Annotated in this window: 23 protein-coding genes; 15 read left to right on the plus strand and 8 right to left on the minus strand. The window is 41.4% G+C overall.

The window, feature by feature from the left end; translation table 11 throughout:
- Position 1 precedes the first annotated feature (1 nt).
- The 7 genes from H5187_RS12225 to H5187_RS12255 all read left to right on the plus strand — a co-directional run bounded on the left by H5187_RS12225 (position 2) and on the right by H5187_RS12255 (position 3,251).
- Positions 2-184 (plus strand): calmodulin, encoded by a 183-nt coding sequence (locus H5187_RS12225; RefSeq protein ID WP_310736559.1) that lies wholly within the window; start codon positions 2-4, stop codon positions 182-184.
- A 182-nt stretch (positions 185-366) separates the two neighbouring features.
- Positions 367-960 (plus strand): DUF998 domain-containing protein, encoded by a 594-nt coding sequence (locus tag H5187_RS12230; protein WP_182718500.1) that lies wholly within the window; start codon positions 367-369, stop codon positions 958-960.
- 88 nt (positions 961-1,048) lie between these two features.
- Positions 1,049-1,468, plus strand: coding sequence for a GNAT family N-acetyltransferase (locus H5187_RS12235; protein WP_310736613.1), 420 nt, complete (start codon positions 1,049-1,051; stop codon positions 1,466-1,468).
- A 14-nt stretch (positions 1,469-1,482) separates the two neighbouring features.
- Positions 1,483-1,953 (plus strand): OsmC family protein, encoded by a 471-nt coding sequence (locus H5187_RS12240; RefSeq protein ID WP_182718499.1) that lies wholly within the window; start codon positions 1,483-1,485, stop codon positions 1,951-1,953.
- A 505-nt stretch (positions 1,954-2,458) separates the two neighbouring features.
- Positions 2,459-2,671, plus strand: coding sequence for a calmodulin (locus tag H5187_RS12245; RefSeq protein WP_145241758.1), 213 nt, complete (start codon positions 2,459-2,461; stop codon positions 2,669-2,671).
- 84 nt (positions 2,672-2,755) lie between these two features.
- Positions 2,756-2,968 (plus strand): calmodulin, encoded by a 213-nt coding sequence (locus tag H5187_RS12250; RefSeq protein WP_145241760.1) that lies wholly within the window; start codon positions 2,756-2,758, stop codon positions 2,966-2,968.
- A 67-nt stretch (positions 2,969-3,035) separates the two neighbouring features.
- Complete coding sequence (locus H5187_RS12255) at positions 3,036-3,251, plus strand: EF-hand domain-containing protein (RefSeq protein WP_182740628.1); 216 nt, start codon at positions 3,036-3,038, stop codon at positions 3,249-3,251.
- 63 nt (positions 3,252-3,314) lie between these two features.
- Here H5187_RS12255 and H5187_RS12260 read toward each other — a convergent pair whose 3' ends face one another.
- From H5187_RS12260 to def, 5 genes are all read right to left on the minus strand, one after another.
- Positions 3,315-5,465: a TonB-dependent siderophore receptor gene (locus H5187_RS12260; protein ID WP_259399464.1), complete on the minus strand. Its 2,151-nt coding sequence runs from the start codon at positions 5,463-5,465 to the stop codon at positions 3,315-3,317.
- A 198-nt stretch (positions 5,466-5,663) separates the two neighbouring features.
- A complete protein-coding gene (trkA, locus tag H5187_RS12265; RefSeq protein ID WP_064668279.1) occupies positions 5,664-7,040 on the minus strand; it encodes a Trk system potassium transporter TrkA in 1,377 nt (458 codons plus the stop codon).
- A gap of 17 nt (positions 7,041-7,057) precedes the next feature.
- Entirely contained in the window at positions 7,058-8,347 is a 1,290-nt protein-coding gene (rsmB, locus tag H5187_RS12270; RefSeq protein ID WP_145241763.1) for a 16S rRNA (cytosine(967)-C(5))-methyltransferase RsmB, read from the minus strand.
- Positions 8,340-9,293, minus strand: coding sequence for a methionyl-tRNA formyltransferase (gene fmt, locus H5187_RS12275; RefSeq protein ID WP_182740630.1), 954 nt, complete (start codon positions 9,291-9,293; stop codon positions 8,340-8,342). The genes rsmB and fmt overlap by 8 nt, the downstream gene beginning before the upstream one ends.
- A gap of 26 nt (positions 9,294-9,319) precedes the next feature.
- Positions 9,320-9,826, minus strand: a complete 507-nt coding sequence (gene def / locus H5187_RS12280) for a peptide deformylase (RefSeq protein ID WP_145241766.1) — start codon at positions 9,824-9,826, stop codon at positions 9,320-9,322.
- A 118-nt stretch (positions 9,827-9,944) separates the two neighbouring features.
- Here def and H5187_RS12285 point away from each other — a divergent pair, with 118 nt between their 5' ends.
- The 6 genes from H5187_RS12285 to hemF all read left to right on the plus strand — a co-directional run bounded on the left by H5187_RS12285 (position 9,945) and on the right by hemF (position 14,844).
- Positions 9,945-11,066: a LysM peptidoglycan-binding domain-containing protein gene (locus tag H5187_RS12285; RefSeq protein ID WP_182761700.1), complete on the plus strand. Its 1,122-nt coding sequence runs from the start codon at positions 9,945-9,947 to the stop codon at positions 11,064-11,066.
- 29 nt (positions 11,067-11,095) lie between these two features.
- Complete coding sequence (gene dprA, locus H5187_RS12290; protein ID WP_182797909.1) at positions 11,096-12,178, plus strand: DNA-processing protein DprA; 1,083 nt, start codon at positions 11,096-11,098, stop codon at positions 12,176-12,178.
- A gap of 22 nt (positions 12,179-12,200) precedes the next feature.
- Positions 12,201-12,674 (plus strand): DUF494 family protein, encoded by a 474-nt coding sequence (locus tag H5187_RS12295; RefSeq protein ID WP_182740632.1) that lies wholly within the window; start codon positions 12,201-12,203, stop codon positions 12,672-12,674.
- 73 nt (positions 12,675-12,747) lie between these two features.
- Positions 12,748-13,320 carry a type I DNA topoisomerase gene (locus tag H5187_RS12300; RefSeq protein ID WP_182718494.1) on the plus strand — a complete coding sequence of 191 codons (573 nt, stop codon included), beginning with the start codon at positions 12,748-12,750 and terminating at the stop codon, positions 13,318-13,320.
- Positions 13,321-13,357: 37 nt separating this feature from the next.
- The gene (locus tag H5187_RS12305) at positions 13,358-13,924 is read left to right on the plus strand and encodes an L-threonylcarbamoyladenylate synthase (protein WP_182718493.1); all 567 of its coding nucleotides are present in this window, start codon (positions 13,358-13,360) and stop codon (positions 13,922-13,924) included.
- Between the two features lie 2 nt (positions 13,925-13,926).
- Positions 13,927-14,844, plus strand: a complete 918-nt coding sequence (gene hemF, locus H5187_RS12310) for an oxygen-dependent coproporphyrinogen oxidase (protein WP_182740634.1) — start codon at positions 13,927-13,929, stop codon at positions 14,842-14,844.
- A 50-nt stretch (positions 14,845-14,894) separates the two neighbouring features.
- Here hemF and H5187_RS12315 read toward each other — a convergent pair whose 3' ends face one another.
- Entirely contained in the window at positions 14,895-16,505 is a 1,611-nt protein-coding gene (locus H5187_RS12315; RefSeq protein WP_182797910.1) for a methyl-accepting chemotaxis protein, read from the minus strand.
- 99 nt (positions 16,506-16,604) lie between these two features.
- Positions 16,605-17,042, minus strand: coding sequence for a group II truncated hemoglobin (locus H5187_RS12320; RefSeq protein ID WP_145241782.1), 438 nt, complete (start codon positions 17,040-17,042; stop codon positions 16,605-16,607).
- A gap of 67 nt (positions 17,043-17,109) precedes the next feature.
- Here H5187_RS12320 and aroE point away from each other — a divergent pair, with 67 nt between their 5' ends.
- Together aroE and H5187_RS12330 are read left to right on the plus strand one after the other, a co-directional pair.
- Positions 17,110-17,934 carry a shikimate dehydrogenase gene (aroE, locus tag H5187_RS12325; RefSeq protein WP_145241784.1) on the plus strand — a complete coding sequence of 275 codons (825 nt, stop codon included), beginning with the start codon at positions 17,110-17,112 and terminating at the stop codon, positions 17,932-17,934.
- On the plus strand, positions 17,931-18,185 hold the full coding sequence (locus H5187_RS12330; RefSeq protein ID WP_182740635.1) for a DUF1488 domain-containing protein: 255 nt from the start codon (positions 17,931-17,933) through the stop codon (positions 18,183-18,185). The genes aroE and H5187_RS12330 overlap by 4 nt, the downstream gene beginning before the upstream one ends.
- Here H5187_RS12330 and H5187_RS12335 read toward each other — a convergent pair.
- The gene (locus tag H5187_RS12335) at positions 18,182-18,715 is read right to left on the minus strand and encodes a gamma carbonic anhydrase family protein (protein WP_182797911.1); all 534 of its coding nucleotides are present in this window, start codon (positions 18,713-18,715) and stop codon (positions 18,182-18,184) included. The genes H5187_RS12330 and H5187_RS12335 overlap by 4 nt on opposite strands.
- Positions 18,716-18,973: the final 258 nt, after the last annotated feature.

Raw genomic sequence — 18,973 nt, forward strand, 5'->3', positions numbered from 1 at the left:
TATCGCACTGGCATCTTCATCAGCGGCGTTTGCTGCTACCGATTTTGATACGCTAGATGTTGATGGCAACGGCGCAATCAGCCAAAGTGAAGCATCGGTTGATGCTGAGCTTATGAGTAAATTTGCAGAGCTTGATACAGACGGTAACGGTGAGCTCTCAAAAGCTGAGTTCGCAAAGGCCTAATTATAGCTTCCGCCTACAAGGAATTTTAAAAGGACTTTTACATTGATTACGTTCAAAAGCAGCCAATACCCCCGGGCTGTTTTTTTTATGCCTGTGTGCTTCCTGTGCGGTTAAGTATATTATTTACAACATAAATACATCAGCTTATTATCGTGGTATTAATTTATACATGGAAGTTGCTAATGTTAGAGATTATTAGTTTATATTCAGCACTAAGCGCGAGTATATGGATTGTTGCTGGGGTGTATATCGCTGGTAGGTGTTATCCAAACTATAGTCATGCAAAGCAATTTTGCAGCGAGCTCGGTGCTGCTGGCAGTCCCACGGAAAAACTATCCCCGCTTATTAATAACTATCCTCTTGGATTACTATTTTGTTTATTTGGTTGGTATGTCGTACAACTGGAAAATACCGCTATATTAATTACGTTGGTCGGTTGGCTTGTCATGATTCATGGTGTGGGTACCTGGATTGCTGGTTACTTCCCTATGGATGCGGATCCTAATACTAAAAACCCTACTTTGAGTTGCCAAATACATTCTTGGGCTGGCTTGGTAATGCTGCTGTCTTTGCTGATTGCGCCAATTTTTGTTGCTGTAAGTTCATATACCGGTATTTCATTTCGGCTTTTTTCAATTTTGTGTGTGTGTATTACCTGTTACTTTTTAGTTTTGTTGACGCAAGCATTTAAGCAAAAAGGCAGTGTAGGCACTTATCAACGATTAGCTTATGGTGTGCAGTTGTTGTGGTTGAGTGCATTTTCGTTGGTGCTGTAATTTAATTTTAGATTTCAACAGTAAGTGTTGCTTTGTAAAACGCTTAAGCAAAGATGAATTAGATATTGAATGACGGAGATTAGGCTTAGTGAAAAGTGTTAGCTATACCGTGGAACTGAGCTGTCCATCTTTAGAAGAATTTTGTTTATTAAGAGAGAAAGTCGGTTGGGGTAAAGTTAACGCTGATCTGGCGAATACTAGTTTAAACAACTCGTTATTTCATGTAGTGATCCGACAGGAGGGGCTACTTGTTGGTATGGGTCGTGTAATAGGTGATGGTGGTTTATTTTTTTATATCCAAGATGTTGTTGTCGATCCTGACTTTCAAAGGCAAGGTATTGGTGCGTTGATTAAGGATAATATAGAAATGTATTTGGCTGGGGCAGCAAAAAAAAATGCAACCATCGGACTGCTCTCAGCCAAAGGTAAAGAATCTTTTTATGCTCGTTACGGATATTTTAGTAGGCCGGATAAAATTCTGGGCTGTGGGATGTGTAAATTTACTTAGGATGAAAAATTTCAATGTCTGAATATGTAGCAAGTGTTGTGTGGTCTCGCCAAGCAGAAGAGTTGTTTATCGATAATAAATATAGCCGAGGTCACTTGTGGCAATTTGATGGTGGGGCAACTATTGCTGCATCCTCCTCACCGCATATCGTGCCACTGCCATATTCTGTGGCAGAAAGTGTCGACCCCGAAGAGGCATTTATTGCGTCATTGTCGAGCTGCCATATGTTATTTTTCTTATCTATTGCGGCAAAAAATAAGTTTATAGTTGATAGCTATCAAGATGATGCCGTTGGTTTGATGCAGCGCGCTAGTGATGGGCGTATGTCGATGACTCAAGTAACTTTAAAACCATGTGTGAAGTTTGCCGAAAATGAGCAACCTAGTGCAGAGCAATTAGAAGAAATGCATCACCAGGCTCATGAGTTATGTTTTATCGCCAATTCGGTGAAAACACATATTGTGATTGAAATTGTTGGTGCTTAATTAAATTGTAAGAATACCCAGAGCGTTAAAACTGCAATATCGTTGCTATTGTTTCGCATAATGGCAACAAAACACGAATTTTCATAAACTAACTGCGTTTTTATTTTTTACTTACCAAAATAAATTTAATTTCCCCTTACAATTCAGATTGTTAATTTATGAAAAAAATTTAATTTTTATCAGTTAAAGTTGCTGTTCAGTTGCGGTTAGGGTACTCATCTTTGAAAAAAACACTATTATCAGCATAGTTTATCGAGTTGTGTCATTTTTATAACTATTAACCATTTGATTTATATGGTTTTATAGGTTAACGCATAAATCTTGTTGCTAAACTGCAACAGAATAGTCCTTCTAAATTCCACGAAAACATCAAAATACAATGTAACTCAATGATTTTTAATGGTAATAAATTGTTGGCACCGAAGTTGTAATACTCTAGTTGTCTTGAACGAAACGGTGATTATCACTTAAGTTCACAACCATAAACTTTGAAGGAATATTTATTATGAACACATTAAATAAAACATTAGCACTTATCGCATTAGCTTCTTCATCAGCAGCATTTGCAGGTACTGACTTTGACACCTTAGATGTTGATGGTAGCGGCACGATCAGCCAAAGCGAAGCGGCAGTTGATGCAAAATTAATGAGCCAGTTTGCTGAGTTAGATACTGATGGTAATGGTGAGCTTTCAAAAGCTGAGTTTTCTGAAGCGTAATCGCTTATTTTCACACAAGGATCTTTGCAAAGGACCTGCGCATTTGATTAAGCAAGCACACTAAATTTTGGAAGGAAGATAATTATGAACACATTAAATAAAACATTAGCACTTATCGCGTTGGCATCATCATCAGCTGCTTTTGCAGCAACTGACTTCGATACTCTTGATGTTGATGGCAATGGTGTAATCAGCCAACAAGAAGCATCTGCTGATGCGACTATTTCAGCTAAGTTTGCTGAGCTTGATACTGACCAAAACGGTGAGTTATCAAAAGAAGAATTTTCAAAAGCGTAATTTCAGTTTCCACAAACAGGGATCTCTGAAAAGGATTTCTTTCTTTTAAATTATTAGGAATAACACTATGAAACATATTAATACAGCACTTGCTATTTTTGCCTTAGCGGCTTCATCAACTGCGTTTGCAGCAGTTAGTTTTGACACATTTGATACTGATGGAGACGGCGTGATCAGCCAAAAAGAAGCATCAGTAAATGCACAATTAGTTGAAATTTTCTCTGATTTAGATACTGATAGCAATGGTGAATTGTCAAAAGAAGAGTTTGCCAGAGTACAATAAAACGTACAGCACAGTACCAAAAAAGCAGCTTCATTAAGCTGCTTTTTTGGTTAACTTGAATGGTTATAAGCTGTAGTCAAATTGCAGTGAAAATTTTCGCGGGTTACCATAGCGGTATTGATTATAAAAACCGATTTGGTTGTAATAAGTTTTATCAAATAAGTTATCAATATTTACGCTAACAGACACTTGTGAGTTAATTTGATAACTACTCATAAGGCTTGCGATGCCATAACTTGATTGCTCTACTTCAACTTGACCGTGAACTGGGTTTTTTACTTCATCATAGCTGCGACTTTGCCAGCGATAACCGCCACCGACTTTCAACCCTGTTAACAGGTGATCTAATTTATAAGTGGTAAATAACTTAAATTGATTTTTTGGGTTTGTGCTATTGAGGATGTCACCTTCGGGCGTTTCACCTTCGCTATAAGTGTAGCCAAAATAGCCATTCCAACTATCAGTAAATGCACCATTAAGTTCAAACTCAAGCCCTTGGGTGACCGTACCATCAATTGGTTGATAAATTGCCTGAAGAGTGTCTGGAATTGTTTCGCCAGTGTATTCGCCCACATTGTCTTGCTGAATTTCAAAACCCGATAGTGCAATGTCTAAACGCTCGTCCAATAATGAGGCCTTGATACCTAGCTCATAATTTTGACCTTGAATTGGGTCAAGGTAATTACCATTTTTATCGACGCGGCTTTGCGGGGTAAATATATCGGTGTAGTTAGCATAAAGTGCCCAATTATCTGCCAAGCTATAAGTAGCACCTAAATAATTGGTCAGCTCGTTATCTAATTTATAATCATGTTGGCTGCCAAAGTTATCTTGATTTGTTTGCCATTGATTTAATCGGCTTCCTAAAACCAATGAGAGTGAATTTGTTAGATTAAGTTGTGAAGCAAAGTACAAAGCATTTTGCTCTGTTGTGCCATAAGAGCCAAAGGCGGGTGTAGCTTGCCAAGTTGGTTTTGGGTAGTCATAGTTTGGGGCTGTAAAATCGCCGATGATTTCTGCCTCTTCTTGCCCCGGGAAGTAGGGGGTTGTAAAGTCTTGCTCTTGGCTATTGTAACCAAACATGACTTGGTGGCTTTGATTTAACCAGTTAAATCTACCGGTAAGCTCTATCTCGTAGGTGCGCTGAATCCGCTTGGCATCAATATAATTTACTGAACCGGGCATCATGCCTATATTCGTTTGTGAGTCAGGGTTACCTGTCGCCCAAAAAACATCGTAATGTAGGTCATTATTACCATATATATAGCTCGCACTTAGCTGCCAATTAGCATTGAAGTAATGATCAATACTCATAAAGCTATTCAATGCTTTAGTTTTTGAAGATGACCAATTTGGCGCTGTGGATGTTTCTCTATCATAGTTTGTTCGGGTGCCATCGCTATAAAAAATAGGTAGTCCACCCGACATCGTGCCTTTTGGGTCTGTGGTTTGCGTATCAACAGCAAAAGTTAATAGGGTACTATCAGTTAGGTCAGCTTCGATAATACCGTATAATGTGGTTTTTTCTTGGCTGAACCTGTCTTGATATGATTGCTGATCTTGATAGGCGAGTACGGCACGCGCACGCACGGTTTCACTGCTATTTAAACTACCCGATGCATCAACCACACCACGATAGTTTTGCCAAGAACCAACCGTTGCAGAAATATTTACTTGGTTATGCACAGTAGGGCGCTTACGTATTAAGTTAATTGCTGCTGATGGATTACCTGCACCGAGCATTAACCCTGTGGCACCACGGACAACTTCAATCCGCTCATAAATAGCAGTATCTGTTAAGTTATCGCCGTAATTAAATCGGGTATCATAAGTAGTTGCTATGCCATCATATAAAATACTGGTAACACTGATACCGCGCGCTGAAATTGAATATTTACCATTATCGGCCTCTCTTGCATTGATGCCGGTTACGCTGGTGATGGCTTCAATAGCACTATTTAATTGTTGATCGGCCATAAATTCACTGGTGATAGCGATAGCTGATTGCGGAGTTTGCAAGTGGCTGAGATCAAGCCCTGTTGCTGAGTTCATTGCACTGACTTTGTAGCCGCTATCTTGCTGGCCCACTATGGTTAGTTTTTCAATGTCGTTTTTAGCTTCGGCATTTGCATTTGTTGATAGTCCACACACAAGAATACCAATAACACTGCAATATGTAACACAAAGAGGGGTGTTTAAAGTTGGGTGTATCATTTGAAGAAATCCATTTATATTAAAAAATGTGAAATTAACTTCTCACAGAAAGAGAAAACGCTTGATTATCAAACAGCGTGAGAGTAATGGATTTGGGTACGGAAGTAAATGCTTTTGAGATTGATTTTCATTTGTGTTTATTGGGGTGGAAATTCACCTTTCGATACAGTTGCTTTGTGTCGAAAGGTGAGGAGTAATTTAGAGAAAGATAGCGCTAACTTGGAACAGTTTTTCAACTACGTTGATATGCTTTTTATCGATCAAGAACATAATGACGTGATCGCCTGAGTGAATTATCGTGTCGTCGTGGGCAATGAGTACATCATCATTACGGACAATCGCGCCAATCGTGGTACCTGCAGGCAGCTTAATATCAGCAATTGCACGGCCGACAACTTTAGAGGTATGTTCGTCGCCATGGGCCACAGCCTCAATGGCTTCTGCTGCGCCTTTACGTAATGAATACACATTAACAATATCACCGCGGCGAACATGGGTAAGCAGGGCAGAAATCGTGGCTTGCTGTGGTGAAATGGCAATATCAATTTCGCCACCTTGCACTAAATCAACATATGCGCCGCGCTGAATAAGCACCATGGTTTTTTGCGCACCCATGCGTTTAGCGAGCATGGCTGACATAATATTAGCTTCATCATCATTGGTTACCGCGATGAATACATCAACTTGTTCGATGTGTTCTTCTGATAACAACTCCTGATCTGACGCATCACCACAAAACACCACTGTATTATCAAGCATTTCTGATAACTGCTCAGCACGTTCTTTATTTCGTTCAAGCAATTTTACGCTATGATTCTTTTCCAGAGAGCGAGCAAGCCCAGCGCCAATATTACCGCCACCAGCAATCATAATTTTTTTGTATGAACGCTCTAATTTCTGTAGTTCATTCATTACTGCACGAATATGTTTGGTGGCAGCGAGGAAGAACACTTCATCATCCGCTTCAATTACTGTAGTACCCAGTGGTTTGATTGCTTTACCTTGGCGGTAAATCGCAGCAACACGAGTTTCAACATTAGGAATATGCTCTTTTAATGCTGACAATGCATAACCGACTAACAATCCGCCGTAGTAAGCCTTTACCGCAACCAGCGAGAGCATGCCATCGCCAAACTCTAAAACTTGTAACGCACCAGGATAATCAATCAAGCGACGAATATACTTAGTCACTAGTTGCTCTGGAGCAATATAGTGGTCAACAGGTAAATCATCGTTTTGAAAGAGCTTTTCGCGGTACTTTAAGTATTGCTCAGAACGGATCCGAGCAATTTTAGTCGGCGTATTAAAAATACTATACGCGACTTGGCAAGCGACCATGTTCACTTCATCTGAACTGGTCACTGCGATGATCATATCGGCGTCTTCCGCACCGGCGCGGCGTAATACATCAGGGTGGGCACTATGACCTGTAACACCCTGTAGATCGTATTTATCTTGTAACTCACGTAATCGGTTGCCATCAATATCAACAACCGTGATTTCGTTTTGTTCACCTACCAGGTTTTCAGCGAGTGTACCGCCTACTTGTCCTGCACCGAGTATGATTATTTTCATGGTTTACTAAAAGCTTCTTATGAGTGTGTTTTTATAAGCTTGGCATAATAAAATCCGTCACTCTCACCAGGCAGTAACTGCAGCCCAGGGTTGCTTGGGGTATCGTTATCATGTAGCGGGATATGTTCAACATCGTTATTATTTGCTAAAAATTTAGCGACTTGCTGTTGGTTCTCTTGTGGTAATACCGAGCAGGTTGCATAAATTAGCGTGCCACCTGGTTTCAATAATGGCCAAATGCTATTGAGAATATCGCCCTGGAGTGTCGCCAGATCATTGATATCTGATGCACGACGTAGCCATTTGATATCTGGGTGACGACGAATTACACCTGTTGCAGAGCAAGGAACGTCTAATAGAATACGGTCAAACTGTTGCTCATCCCACCATTTGTGTGGCTGCGAAGCATCGGCACATTGTAAATCAGCGCCTAAGCCAATTCTTTCAAGGTTTTGCTTTACACGTTCAAGGCGGGTGGCATCGCTATCAAGTGCCAGTACATCAGCATCTGCGAGTTCTAGAATGTGACAGGTTTTACCACCGGGTGCTGCGCAGGCATCTAAAATATGCTCGTCAGCTTTTGGATCTAACAAGCGTGCCGCAAGCTGTGCTGCTGCATCTTGTACTGAACATGCGCCGGTGTCGAATTCAGGCAACGAAAACACATCGCGCGGTTTATCCAGCTTAATACCATCAGGGAAATCAGGATTGAGTGTATGTTCAATGTCATTAGCAGTGAGCATTTCGCTATATTCAGCGGTGCTATATTGCGCTTGGTTAACACGCAACCACATTGGTGCTTGCTGCTGGTTCGCTTCTAGTAGAGCTTGCCAAGAGTCAGGGTAAGCTTCAGTTACTTGTTTGATAAACCAGTTTGGGTGGTTGTATAAACACACTGGTATTTGCTTGGCTTTTTCTTCAAGCTCTACTTGCTGGCGCTGAAAGCTGCGTAAAATAGCGTTGATCAAGCCTTTTAAACCCAATGCGCGCAGTTGTTCTAATGCATTAACCGTTTCGCTAATTGCTGCATGCGGTGGAACCCGCATATGTTGTAGTTGGTAAATGCCCACATACAGTAAGAACTGGAATATACGGCGCTTACCTTTAAGTGGCTGCTCAACTAAATGTTGACAATAATTTTCTAAACTTGGTAAATAACGCAGTACGCCGTAACAAATTTGCTGTAATAACGCTTTATCTTTAGGTGGTAAACCTTGGCTGGCAAAAGGCAGCTCTTGATTTAATGAGGCGCCTTTATCAACCACGTTATATAAAGTTTCGGCGGCAAGCGCCCTGACATTACTCATTGTGTTCGCCTATTCGTGTGCCAGGAGTTACCCAGTCTGCTCGACCATTTAAAAAGTCAGTAATGGCCATTGGCTTTTTACCTTGTGGTTGTACTTGAGTGATATTAAGTGCGTTAGTACCACAGGCAATCACAATGCCGTGTTTATCGCTTTGTAATACCGTTCCTGCCGTGCCTTGCTGGTCAACAACATTAGCTTGATAAACTTTTACAGTGTGTTCACCCATTTGAGTAAAACAGACCGGCCATGGATTGAATGAGCGGATATTACGCTCTATTTGCGCTGCGTCCATCGACCAATCAATATTTGCTTCGTCTTTAGATAGCTTTTTAGCGTAATTGGCAAGCTCGTCATTTTGTACTTGCGGGGTAATTTCGCCATTAGCTAACTTAGTAATGGTGTCTATTAGTGCGCTTGGGCCTAAATCGGCAAGCTTAGCGTATAAACTTGCACTTGTTTCAGTGGCGGTAATAGGGCAGCGGCTAATATGCAGCATGTCGCCGGTATCTAGGCCTTCATCCATTTGCATTATGGTGACGCCAGTCTCTTCATCGCCGGCCCAGATAGCGCGTTGAATCGGCGCGGCACCACGCCAGCGCGGTAAAATTGAGCCGTGTACATTTAAACAACCAAGCCGTGGCGCCTCTAAAATTGCTTTTGGTAACAGTAATCCATAAGCGACCACGATCATAAGGTCAGCATCTAAGCTGCTTAGTTCAGCCAGAGCGTCGTCACTTTTTAATGAGGCAGGTTGGAACACTGCTAACTCATTTGCCAGTGCTAGCTCTTTCACTTCACTGGCTTTGAGTTTTTTACCGCGCCCTGCTGGACGGTCGGGTTGGCTATACACGCCAACAATTTGATGCTCTGAGTCGATAAGAGCTTGTAAATGGCGCGCAGCAAAGTCTGGCGTACCGGCAAAAATAATGCGTAATGGTTGTGTCACTGAACTTCCTAATTATTACTAAGGTATTATTGCGCTGCTAACTTAGCTTCTTTTTCAAGTTTTTTACGAATACGTTGGCGCTTTAACGGTGATAAGTAATCGATAAATAGTTTACCCTGTAAATGGTCAAGCTCATGCTGGATGCAAATTGCTAATAGCTCATCAGCATCTAAACTAAACTCTTCGCCATTTTCGTTTAATGCGGTCACTGTTACAGTTTCTGCGCGGTCAACTTTTGCATAAGAGTGTGGCACAGATAAACAGCCTTCTTCACTTACCGTGGTGCCATCTTGTTTAGTGATTGTCGGGTTGATCAATACTAACGGTTCATCACGTTCTTCTGATACGTCAATGACCACAATACGTTGATGAATATCGACTTGAGTCGCAGCTAATCCAATGCCGTTTTCATCATACATAGTTTCCAGCATGTCTTTTACAATTTGGCGAATTTGGTCGTCAACTTGCACCACTTCTTTTGCTATTGTACGTAAACGCTCATCTGGAAATCTTAAAACTTCTAACCTAGCCATAGTAACCTTTTTCACTTGTGCTTAATTTAGGGTATTGTATGCTCTTATTTTAGCCATTCGCGTTCACCTTTAACAGGTTTTGGTTGATAATAATGAAAAAACACCACAAGGAAGCTCAATGAAATACCCATTACTCGCGGCAATGTTGGCATTAAGTGCTACTTTCCCATCGTTAGCAGATGTATTAACTATAAAAAAAGATGCGCCTAAACAATACGTTGTGAAAAAGGGCGATACACTTTGGGATATTTCAGGAGTTTATTTGCAAGAGCCTTGGCAGTGGCCGGAACTTTGGCAAATGAATCCACAAATTAATAATCCACACCTAATTTACCCAGGGGATGCACTGTCTTTAATCTACGATGAGCACGGTAATCCACGTTTGGTGATTAATCAGGGTTATAAAAAGCTTTCTCCACATGGTCGAATTGTACAAAAAGGTAAAAATGCGATCCCTACGTTACCTCTTGAGCTGCTGCGTCCTTACCTAACCTATGAGCAAGCACTAAATGCTGAAGACATTGCCGATAAACCTTATATTTTAGGTGCCAATGTCAACACTAAAATGAATACCGAAGGCCATATAGTTTATGTTAAAGGTGAGCTGAAATTACACGAGTCATACGCTATTTACCGCAACGGCGAAGCATATGTTGATCCGCAAACGAACGAAGTGTTGGCTAATAAAGCACAATTAGTGGCGGTGGGTCGTGTATTTAGAAAAGGTGATATTGCCAATGGTGTACCTGCTTCAGTTAAAATTGAACAGGTAAAGAGAGAAATCAAAGCGGGTGACTTTTTAATGCCTGCGATAGAAGGTCAGCTATTACCTGCGTATTTTAATATTCACCGTCCTGAGCAGCCAGTGCAAGGTGAAATCATCGCATCAGTGAGTGGATTACGAGAATTCAGCACAATGGATATTGTAGTGCTAAACTTAGGGTCAGAGCAGCAAATTAAAGAAGGCCATATTTTAGATATTGAGCGTCAATCACCGACTGTTTTTGATGGTCGCAATGGCCCACGCTACAAAGAAGATTCAAATAGCCTTGAAAAGTTAGTAACAAACGCCAACGAATTTTTTGGCGTTGAGGCAGATGCCGACACGACTGTGTGGCATATGCCAAAAGAACAGGTCGGGCAGCTAATGGTGTTTAAAGTTTATAAAAACGTTAGTTATGCCTTAATCGTAAAAAACCAGCACCCAATCCGAGTCGGTGATTTTGCAGTTATAAATTAATTCAGGTTTGAGTGCTCTAAGGAGGGAGCATGAAAGATTCATCAGGCAAGCTAACCCATTGGCTTGCCTTTTATTTATGTAAAGGCTTAGGTGTTAAAACCTTATTGGCATTGGCACAAAAACTGCCATTAGATGATTTGTTTGAGCTGACTCACGATCAGCTTACCGGTCATGGTTTAAGCCCGCAGGTCGCCACTAATTTACTAGCAACCGATTGGCAGCAAGTTGACTATTATCAACAGATAATTGTTAACTCACAGATAACCGCAATTGATTACTTCGATCCTCACTATCCACCATTATTAAAAGAAATTGCTAGCGCGCCTTTATTGCTATTTTGCCGAGGCAATTTAGAGTTATTGACCAGTCCGCAAATCGCTATTGTTGGAAGCCGCAATGCCACGCCAATCGGTTTAGAGATCGCCGCTGAATTTGCTCATCAACTCACTGTGGCTGGATTAACGGTAACTTCCGGAATGGCGCTTGGTATTGATGGTGCTGCCCACAAAGGAGCGCTGGCGGGCAATGGTAAAACCATTGGAGTGCTTGGTACTGGAGTGGATGTTTATTATCCTAAACGGCATAAGTTACTCACCGATCAAGTATCCGAACGGGGGATGTTGGTGAGCGAGTTTTTACCCGGTACAGCCGCTAATGCTAATAACTTCCCAAGACGTAATCGTATAATATCTGGTTTGTCATTAGGTGTGTTGATTGTCGAGGCTGAAATAAAAAGCGGTTCGCTTATCACCGTGCGTTATGCGCTGGAGCAAAACAAAGAAGTTTTTGCAGTGCCTGGTTCAATTAAAAATCCACTCTCTGAAGCCAGTCACTTTTTAATTAAACAAGGTGCAAAGCTGGTGGAAAATGTCAGTGATATTCTCGACGAAGTGAGCTTTTTCTGCGAAAACAGTCTATATACTATAGAAGAAGCAACGGTTGATGAACCTGCCTGCGAAATACTAAACAGTGTTGGTTTTGAAGTAACAACTGTTGATTTAATTGCTCAGCGTAGCCAGTGGCCAATAGATAAAGTGCAAGCACGTTTACTTGATCTTGAATTGGAAGATAGAGTAGAGCGTGTATTAGATGGCTATATTAGAGTTCGATAAGCTTAGTGTGGAGGAAAGTAACATGTTCGATATCCTCATGTATCTGTTTGAAAACTACATTCACAGCGAAGCCGAAGTCTTTGTTGAGCATAATGAACTCACTGACGAATTATTACGTGCCGGCTTTAATAAGCCCGAAATATACAAAGCACTTGATTGGCTTGAGCAGCTTGCTGACTTGCAGCACAGTGATGAATTCCCTTATTTAAACCGCCTCCCACAACATGCGATACGTATTTTTACCGATAGTGAATGCCACATGCTGAGCGTAGAGTGTCGGGGCTTTTTAATGTTTTTAGAACAAGTCGGAGTGATCAACAGCGCAACGCGTGAAATGGTTATGGATCGTTTGTTCGCATTAGATAAAGCTTATATATCACTTGATGATTTAAAATGGGTGGTACTTATGGTGTTGTTTAATGTGCCAGGCTCAGAGCAAGCTTATGCACAAATGGAAGAACTTATTTTTGATGAGCCAGCAGAGGTAGTACATTAAGCAAGTACTGCGCTTGTATCTTTAATTAGTTTGGGTATATTAGGCGAAAATTAGTCAGCTGCTTAGGGAACACATGAGTAAAATCGACCAATCGCTTTTTTCTGCAAATCAACATGCCTTAGAAAAAGAATACGAAGTGTGCCCTAAATGCGGTTCAGAGCTTGTGATCCGCAACAGTAAATCAGGTCCTTTCCTTGGCTGTGCGAGTTACCCCGAATGTGATTTTATTCGCTCGCTTGCTCAACATGATACTCAACAAATCAAAGTACTTGATGATAGCCCTTGTCCAGAGTGTGGTAATCCGCTAGTAGTGAAGAATGGCCGCTATGGTATGTTTATTGGCTGTACGGGTTATCCTGAGTGTCACTATATTGCTCATGATGAGCCTGAGCCAAATGAAGAAGTTTTACCTGCTTGCCCTAAGTGTAAAAAAGGCCAGTTAGTGGCGCGTAGTAATAAATTTGGTAAAACATTTTATTCATGTAATAGCTATCCAAGTTGTAAATACACACTCAATCACAAACCAGTTAGCCATATCTGCCCCGCGTGCCAATGGCCAGTAATGATGCAAAAGCAAATGACCAATAGTGTTGTGCTACAATGCCCTCAGAAAAGTTGCTCGCATAAATTCACGGTGAGCGAATAATTACCGGCTTTAATTTTATTGTATTTGGAGATTTTCAGTGACTGATACTACCTCAGTTCCTTTAACTGCCCTTGCTGCTGTGTCGCAAGGCGGGGTTATTGTTTACCCAACCGAAGCTGTTTATGGCTTAGGCTGTGACCCCGATAATCAGCAAGCTGTGGAGCGCTTACTTGCAATAAAGCAGCGGCCCGTTGAGAAAGGCTTAATTTTAATTGCCGATAATTATGGGCAATTATTAAAGTATGTTGATGATGCAAAAATTCCGATGGATAAACGCGCTGATATTTTTTCCAGCTGGCCCGGCGCAATTACTTGGGTTATGCCAGCGGCTAAAGGTACGCCTAAATGGTTAACAGGACAATTTGATAGTATTGCTGTGCGTGTAACTAATCACCCAACAGTAAAGCGCTTATGCCAAGAATTAGGCAAACCTCTTGTGTCTACTAGTGCTAACTTATCAGGACATGATACGGTCACTAGTATTGCAATGGCTAAAAGTGAGTTTGGCGAGCTGGTGGCATTTTATGTAGATGAACCACTTGGTGGTAACACGCAGCCTAGCACTATTAAAGATGTAATGACCGGCAAAGTATTTAGAGGATAACCATGCACAGCAATTTACTCGAACAAGTAAAAACCTACCTGATGGCCTTGCAAGACACAATTTGCCAAGGTTTAGAGCAAGCTGATGGCCAAGCCAAGTTTGTAGAAGACAGTTGGCAGCGCGAAGAAGGCGGTGGTGGGCGAACTCGTGTTATTCGTGGTGGCAATGTGATCGAGCAAGGTGGGGTGAACTACTCGCATGTGTTTGGTGCTTCAATGCCGGCATCGGCAACTGCGCATCGTCCAGAACTTGCTGGTCGTAGCTTCCATGCCTGTGGTGTCTCGCTAGTGATCCACCCAAACAATCCACATATTCCAACGAGCCATGCTAACGTACGCTTTTTCATTGCAGAAAAGCAAGGTGAGGAGCCTATTTGGTGGTTTGGTGGTGGTTTTGACTTAACGCCATTTTATCCTGAGCTTGAAGATGTTCAACATTGGCATCAAGTCGCGCATGATTTATGTGCGCCGTTTGGAGATGAGGTTTACCCTAAATATAAAAAATGGTGTGACGAGTATTTTTACCTAAAACATCGCGATGAAACGCGCGGTGTCGGCGGTTTATTCTTTGATGATTTGAATGAAGCCGGGTTTGAGCAAAGCTTTGCCTTTATGCAAGCAGTAGGCAATGGCTTTTTAGATGCTTATTTACCTATTATTGAACGTAGAAAAGCAACCCCATTTACTGAGCAGCAACGAGACTTCCAACTTTATCGTCGTGGCCGTTATGTTGAATTTAACTTAGTGTGGGATCGTGGCACTTTATTTGGTTTGCAAAGTGGCGGACGTACAGAATCAATATTAATGTCGATGCCGCCGCTAGCGCGTTGGGAATATAACTATACACCCGAAGAAGGCAGTGCTGAAAATAAGCTATACGCTGACTTTTTAAAACCAAGAGACTGGTTAGGGCTAGCATAGTAAGCAGGCTGCCAGTCAATATCTGGTTTATTGACTGGCAACTTTAAGTATTACATCAATTTAAAGCTTCTTACTTGCTCATCCAGTGAACGCGCTAGATTTAACAGCTCCTCACTTACTTTTTGGTTATCGTTAGCATCCACTAATGACCGCTCAGCGTTATCACTAATACCAATAACACTCCTATTTATTTCCTCTGCGGCTAAGTTTTGTTGTTCTGTCGCGTCGGCTATTTGAATATTAAGTTGATTTATTTCATTCATTTGCATAGAAATATCTTTTAAAGCTTGAGCAACATTTTTTACTTGTTGCGCTCTAGCATCAGCCTCCTCACACGATTCACCCATGGTTTTAACCGTTTGCGCCGCTTCGGATTGCAGTTTGTCGATTGTGCGACGAATTTCATCGGTGGATGCATGAGTACGAGTTGCCAACGTACGTACTTCATCAGCCACCACAGCAAAGCCCCGACCAGCTTCACCTGCACGTGCGGCTTCAATCGCAGCATTAAGAGCTAACAAATTGGTCTGTTCAGCAATACTGCTAATCACTTCGAGTACTTTTCCTACCTCAAGTGTTTGTACTTGTAGTTGACTTACTTGCGCTGCAGCTTGGCGAACATCGTCTGCCAATTGATTAATACTGAGTTCGGTTTGTTCAGCAACATGCATACTTTGTTGTGCCAGTTCATTACTGTTCTCTGATTTTTCAGAGGCAAAGTGAGTGGTGTTTTTTACTTCATTAGAGGAGCTCTCTAGTTCGTTTATAGCAGCTGCCACGGAGTCTGTATTTTTCTTTTGCTCTAAAATAGCGCGCTCAGTAGTATCCGCTGAGGTATAAATTTTTTCTGCTGAGTGGATCAATACTTTTGATGAATGAGATACTTGAGCAATATTATCTTTAAAGGTGGCGATCATCTTATTAAAGCTGGTGGCGAGCCAACCCAGTTCATCTTCAGCGCTATCGTCAATTCGCAGGCTTAAATCTTTGTTGGTTGTAGCTAAATGCATAGCATGACCTAGCTTTTTAAGGCGTACAATAAAAATTTGTCTAAACATAATGCCCAGTAATACAAAGGCAATAATAAAAATAATAGAGAGTAATGCGGTATTTACTAGGGTGTTGTAAGTCACCGCATTATCAATATCAGCTAATGAGTAACTAATTTTAACTACGCCGAGTACATCACCTTCTTGTGCTTGATGACAGCCAAGGCAATTAGTGCCTTTATAATCGCTACTGGCAAACATAGGGCGCAGAAAAGTTATACTGCGGCTATTATTTTGCTGATCAATTAGCAATGTTTCCTTGCCTTTTAAAGCCTCTAAAGCCTCGCGTTCGATATCGTTGCTCGGCGCTTGATTTTTATTGCCCGGCCCATAAAGTTTATTAACAATTGGGGAGCGAATAATATGCGCATCTTCAATATTTGGGTGCTTGCGTAGTTTTTGGCTTAATAGCTCTCTATTTGCCATGGTGCCTGTGATCATCAAAGTATTGATAGAGTCAAAGTAGTTATCAGCAAGAAGCTTAATATTTTCTGCAACAGTGTCTTGCGCAAGCGTTCGTTGTTGGCTTGAGCTACTAAGAATACTGGCAATTAACACAATAATGCCTGTTAGGGCCAATAGGGCATAAATTTTATGTTGGATTGATTTCACACGCACGACGCTTTTTCTAAATATTTGATCACGTATTATCTATATTTAAAAAAAGGCCGTTTTGACTTAGCGCAAATAACGTGCAGTTAAAGAGAAGTGCTAGTGCTGATTAATCATATGACTGGCAAGTTGTGCCAAAGATTTACGTAACCCTTCTCGTAATAAGGGATTATCAATTTCCGCGTCTAACGCTTTATTCATGCAATACATCCATTGATCTCGTAAATCTTGATCAATTGGAAAAGGCATATGGCGTTTACGCAGCATAGGGTGACCATGCTTTTCAACAAACAAGTCTGGGCCGCCTAACCACCCTGATAAAAACTCAAAAAACACTTGGCGAATACGGTCCAATGGTTGAGGATGCATATCATATAACGGTTTAGCGTATTCATCGCTGGCCATAATGTCGTAGAATCGATTCGCAAGTGCTAAAGCACCAGCTTCTCCACCCATCAGTTGATAAGGTGTTTTTTCTGGCGTTGGTGCTTGCTGTTGTTCTGGTGGTTTCGATTTTGAAAAGAATCGTTTAATCATAGTTTTATCATCATTAATTAGCAGTAAGTTACGAGGTAATGTTACTGCACAAAGAGGTTGCTCAAATATGGACAAATATGCAGTTTTTGGAAATCCTATTAAACACTCAAAATCCCCTGCGATACATCAGCAATTTGCAACCTCATTGGGCGAACAAATCGAATACAGCGCAATATTAGCACCGATTGATGGTTTTAAAAAAGCCGTGGCCGATTTTTTTGCCACAGGCGGTAAAGGAGCTAATGTTACAGTGCCATTTAAAGAGCAAGCATTTGCGCTAGTTGATGAGCGAACTGAATTGGCAACCATTGTCGGAGCAGTAAATACTATTAAGTTATTAGATGATGGGCGCTTGCTAGGTGACAACACCGATGGCATTGGTTTTGTGAACGATCTGCTTGCGAATCAGGTTACCATTAAAGATAAACGGGTCTTACTTATAGGTGCCGGAGGCGCTGCACGTGGCGTGGTTTTACCGTTATTGGCACAACAGCCGAGTGAAATCATTATAGTCAATCGTACGGCAGCAAAAGCTAAGGAACTAGCTGAATTATTTGCCCAATACGGTAATGTAACTGGCTATGGTTTTGATGATTTGCCAGTAAGTGATTACTCGCTAATTGTAAACTCTACATCTAGCAGTATGCTTGGTGAATTGCCTGCGCTTGATAAAAAACACCTTGATGGCTGTGAACATGTTTATGATATGTTTTATTCACAGCAAAATACGCTGTTTATGCAATGGGCTCAGGGCTATAAGGCTAATATTAACGTACTTGATGGAAGTGGCATGCTAGTAGGGCAAGCTGCACAAGCCTATTTTGTGTGGCGCAATAATATGCCTGAAATACTCCCTGTTGTTCGAGCATTAAAAACCGGAGAGCTTGCATGAACCAAGCAATCCAATTTATCGACCGATTTGAATTTAACGTACAATCCCAGCAGTTAACGTTTTTTGCTCAAGTAAGTGGCTTAATGGTTGAATGTGTCATTGACACACGCACGCTAACATTGGCAGACCAACAAGCTGCAAAGTTACATTTTGAACAGGCGCGTTTTGACTATGAAGATATAGCCGAGCAACTAATCGAGAATGAAGAATATAACTCGGCAGGACAAATCATTGTTTCAGTGCTGAGTTAATCCTCAGCTAGATACTCATCTTTAAGCTCAACATAATTAGTTGCTGATACTTTTAAAAAACTCAGCTCTTGCTCGGTTAAAGGGCGCGCCTGCTTTACTGGACTACCCACATAGAGAAAGCCCGATTCCAAGCGCTTGTTTGGTGGAACTAATGAACCGCCACCAATTATCACATCATCTTCAATAATGGCATTATCCATTACAATCGCGCCCATGCCGACTAAAATACGATTACCCAAACAACAGCCGTGCAACATAACCTTGTGACCAACGGTAACATCATCACCAATAATTAATGGATAACCATCTGGGTTACTTTTACTGGCACGCGTTAGATGTAACACGCTGCCGTCTTGCACGTTAGTACGTTCACCAATGCGTATATAGTTAACGTCCCCTCGTGCTGCTACTAACGGCCATACACTACTATCTTCACCTAATGTGATATCACCAACTAAAACAGCCGACTCATCTATATAAACAGACTGGTTAAAACGAGGAGTAATTCCTTTATAAGAACGGATTGCCATAAAACACCTAATAAATTAAGAATAAGTTCAATAGTAAGAGGTAAATAGTGTAGCAGTAGAGCCTATAAAATGGCCAGCTAGGATCTGTGCTGTATACTAAACTAGCACTTTTGAGCTGTTTAGCGCGTAAATTGAACGAACAGCACTTTATTTCAAGTTTTCTTTAAAAAACGCTTGCGTAAAATTCGCCGCGCCCTATAATGCGACCCCACTGAGACGGCAGCAGGCAACGCTTAAGCTGCAAGAGTTAATCAGTTA

The organism is Pseudoalteromonas sp. SG44-1 (assembly GCF_014164315.1).
GTDB classification, from domain to species: Bacteria; Pseudomonadota; Gammaproteobacteria; order Enterobacterales; family Alteromonadaceae; genus Pseudoalteromonas; species Pseudoalteromonas rhizosphaerae.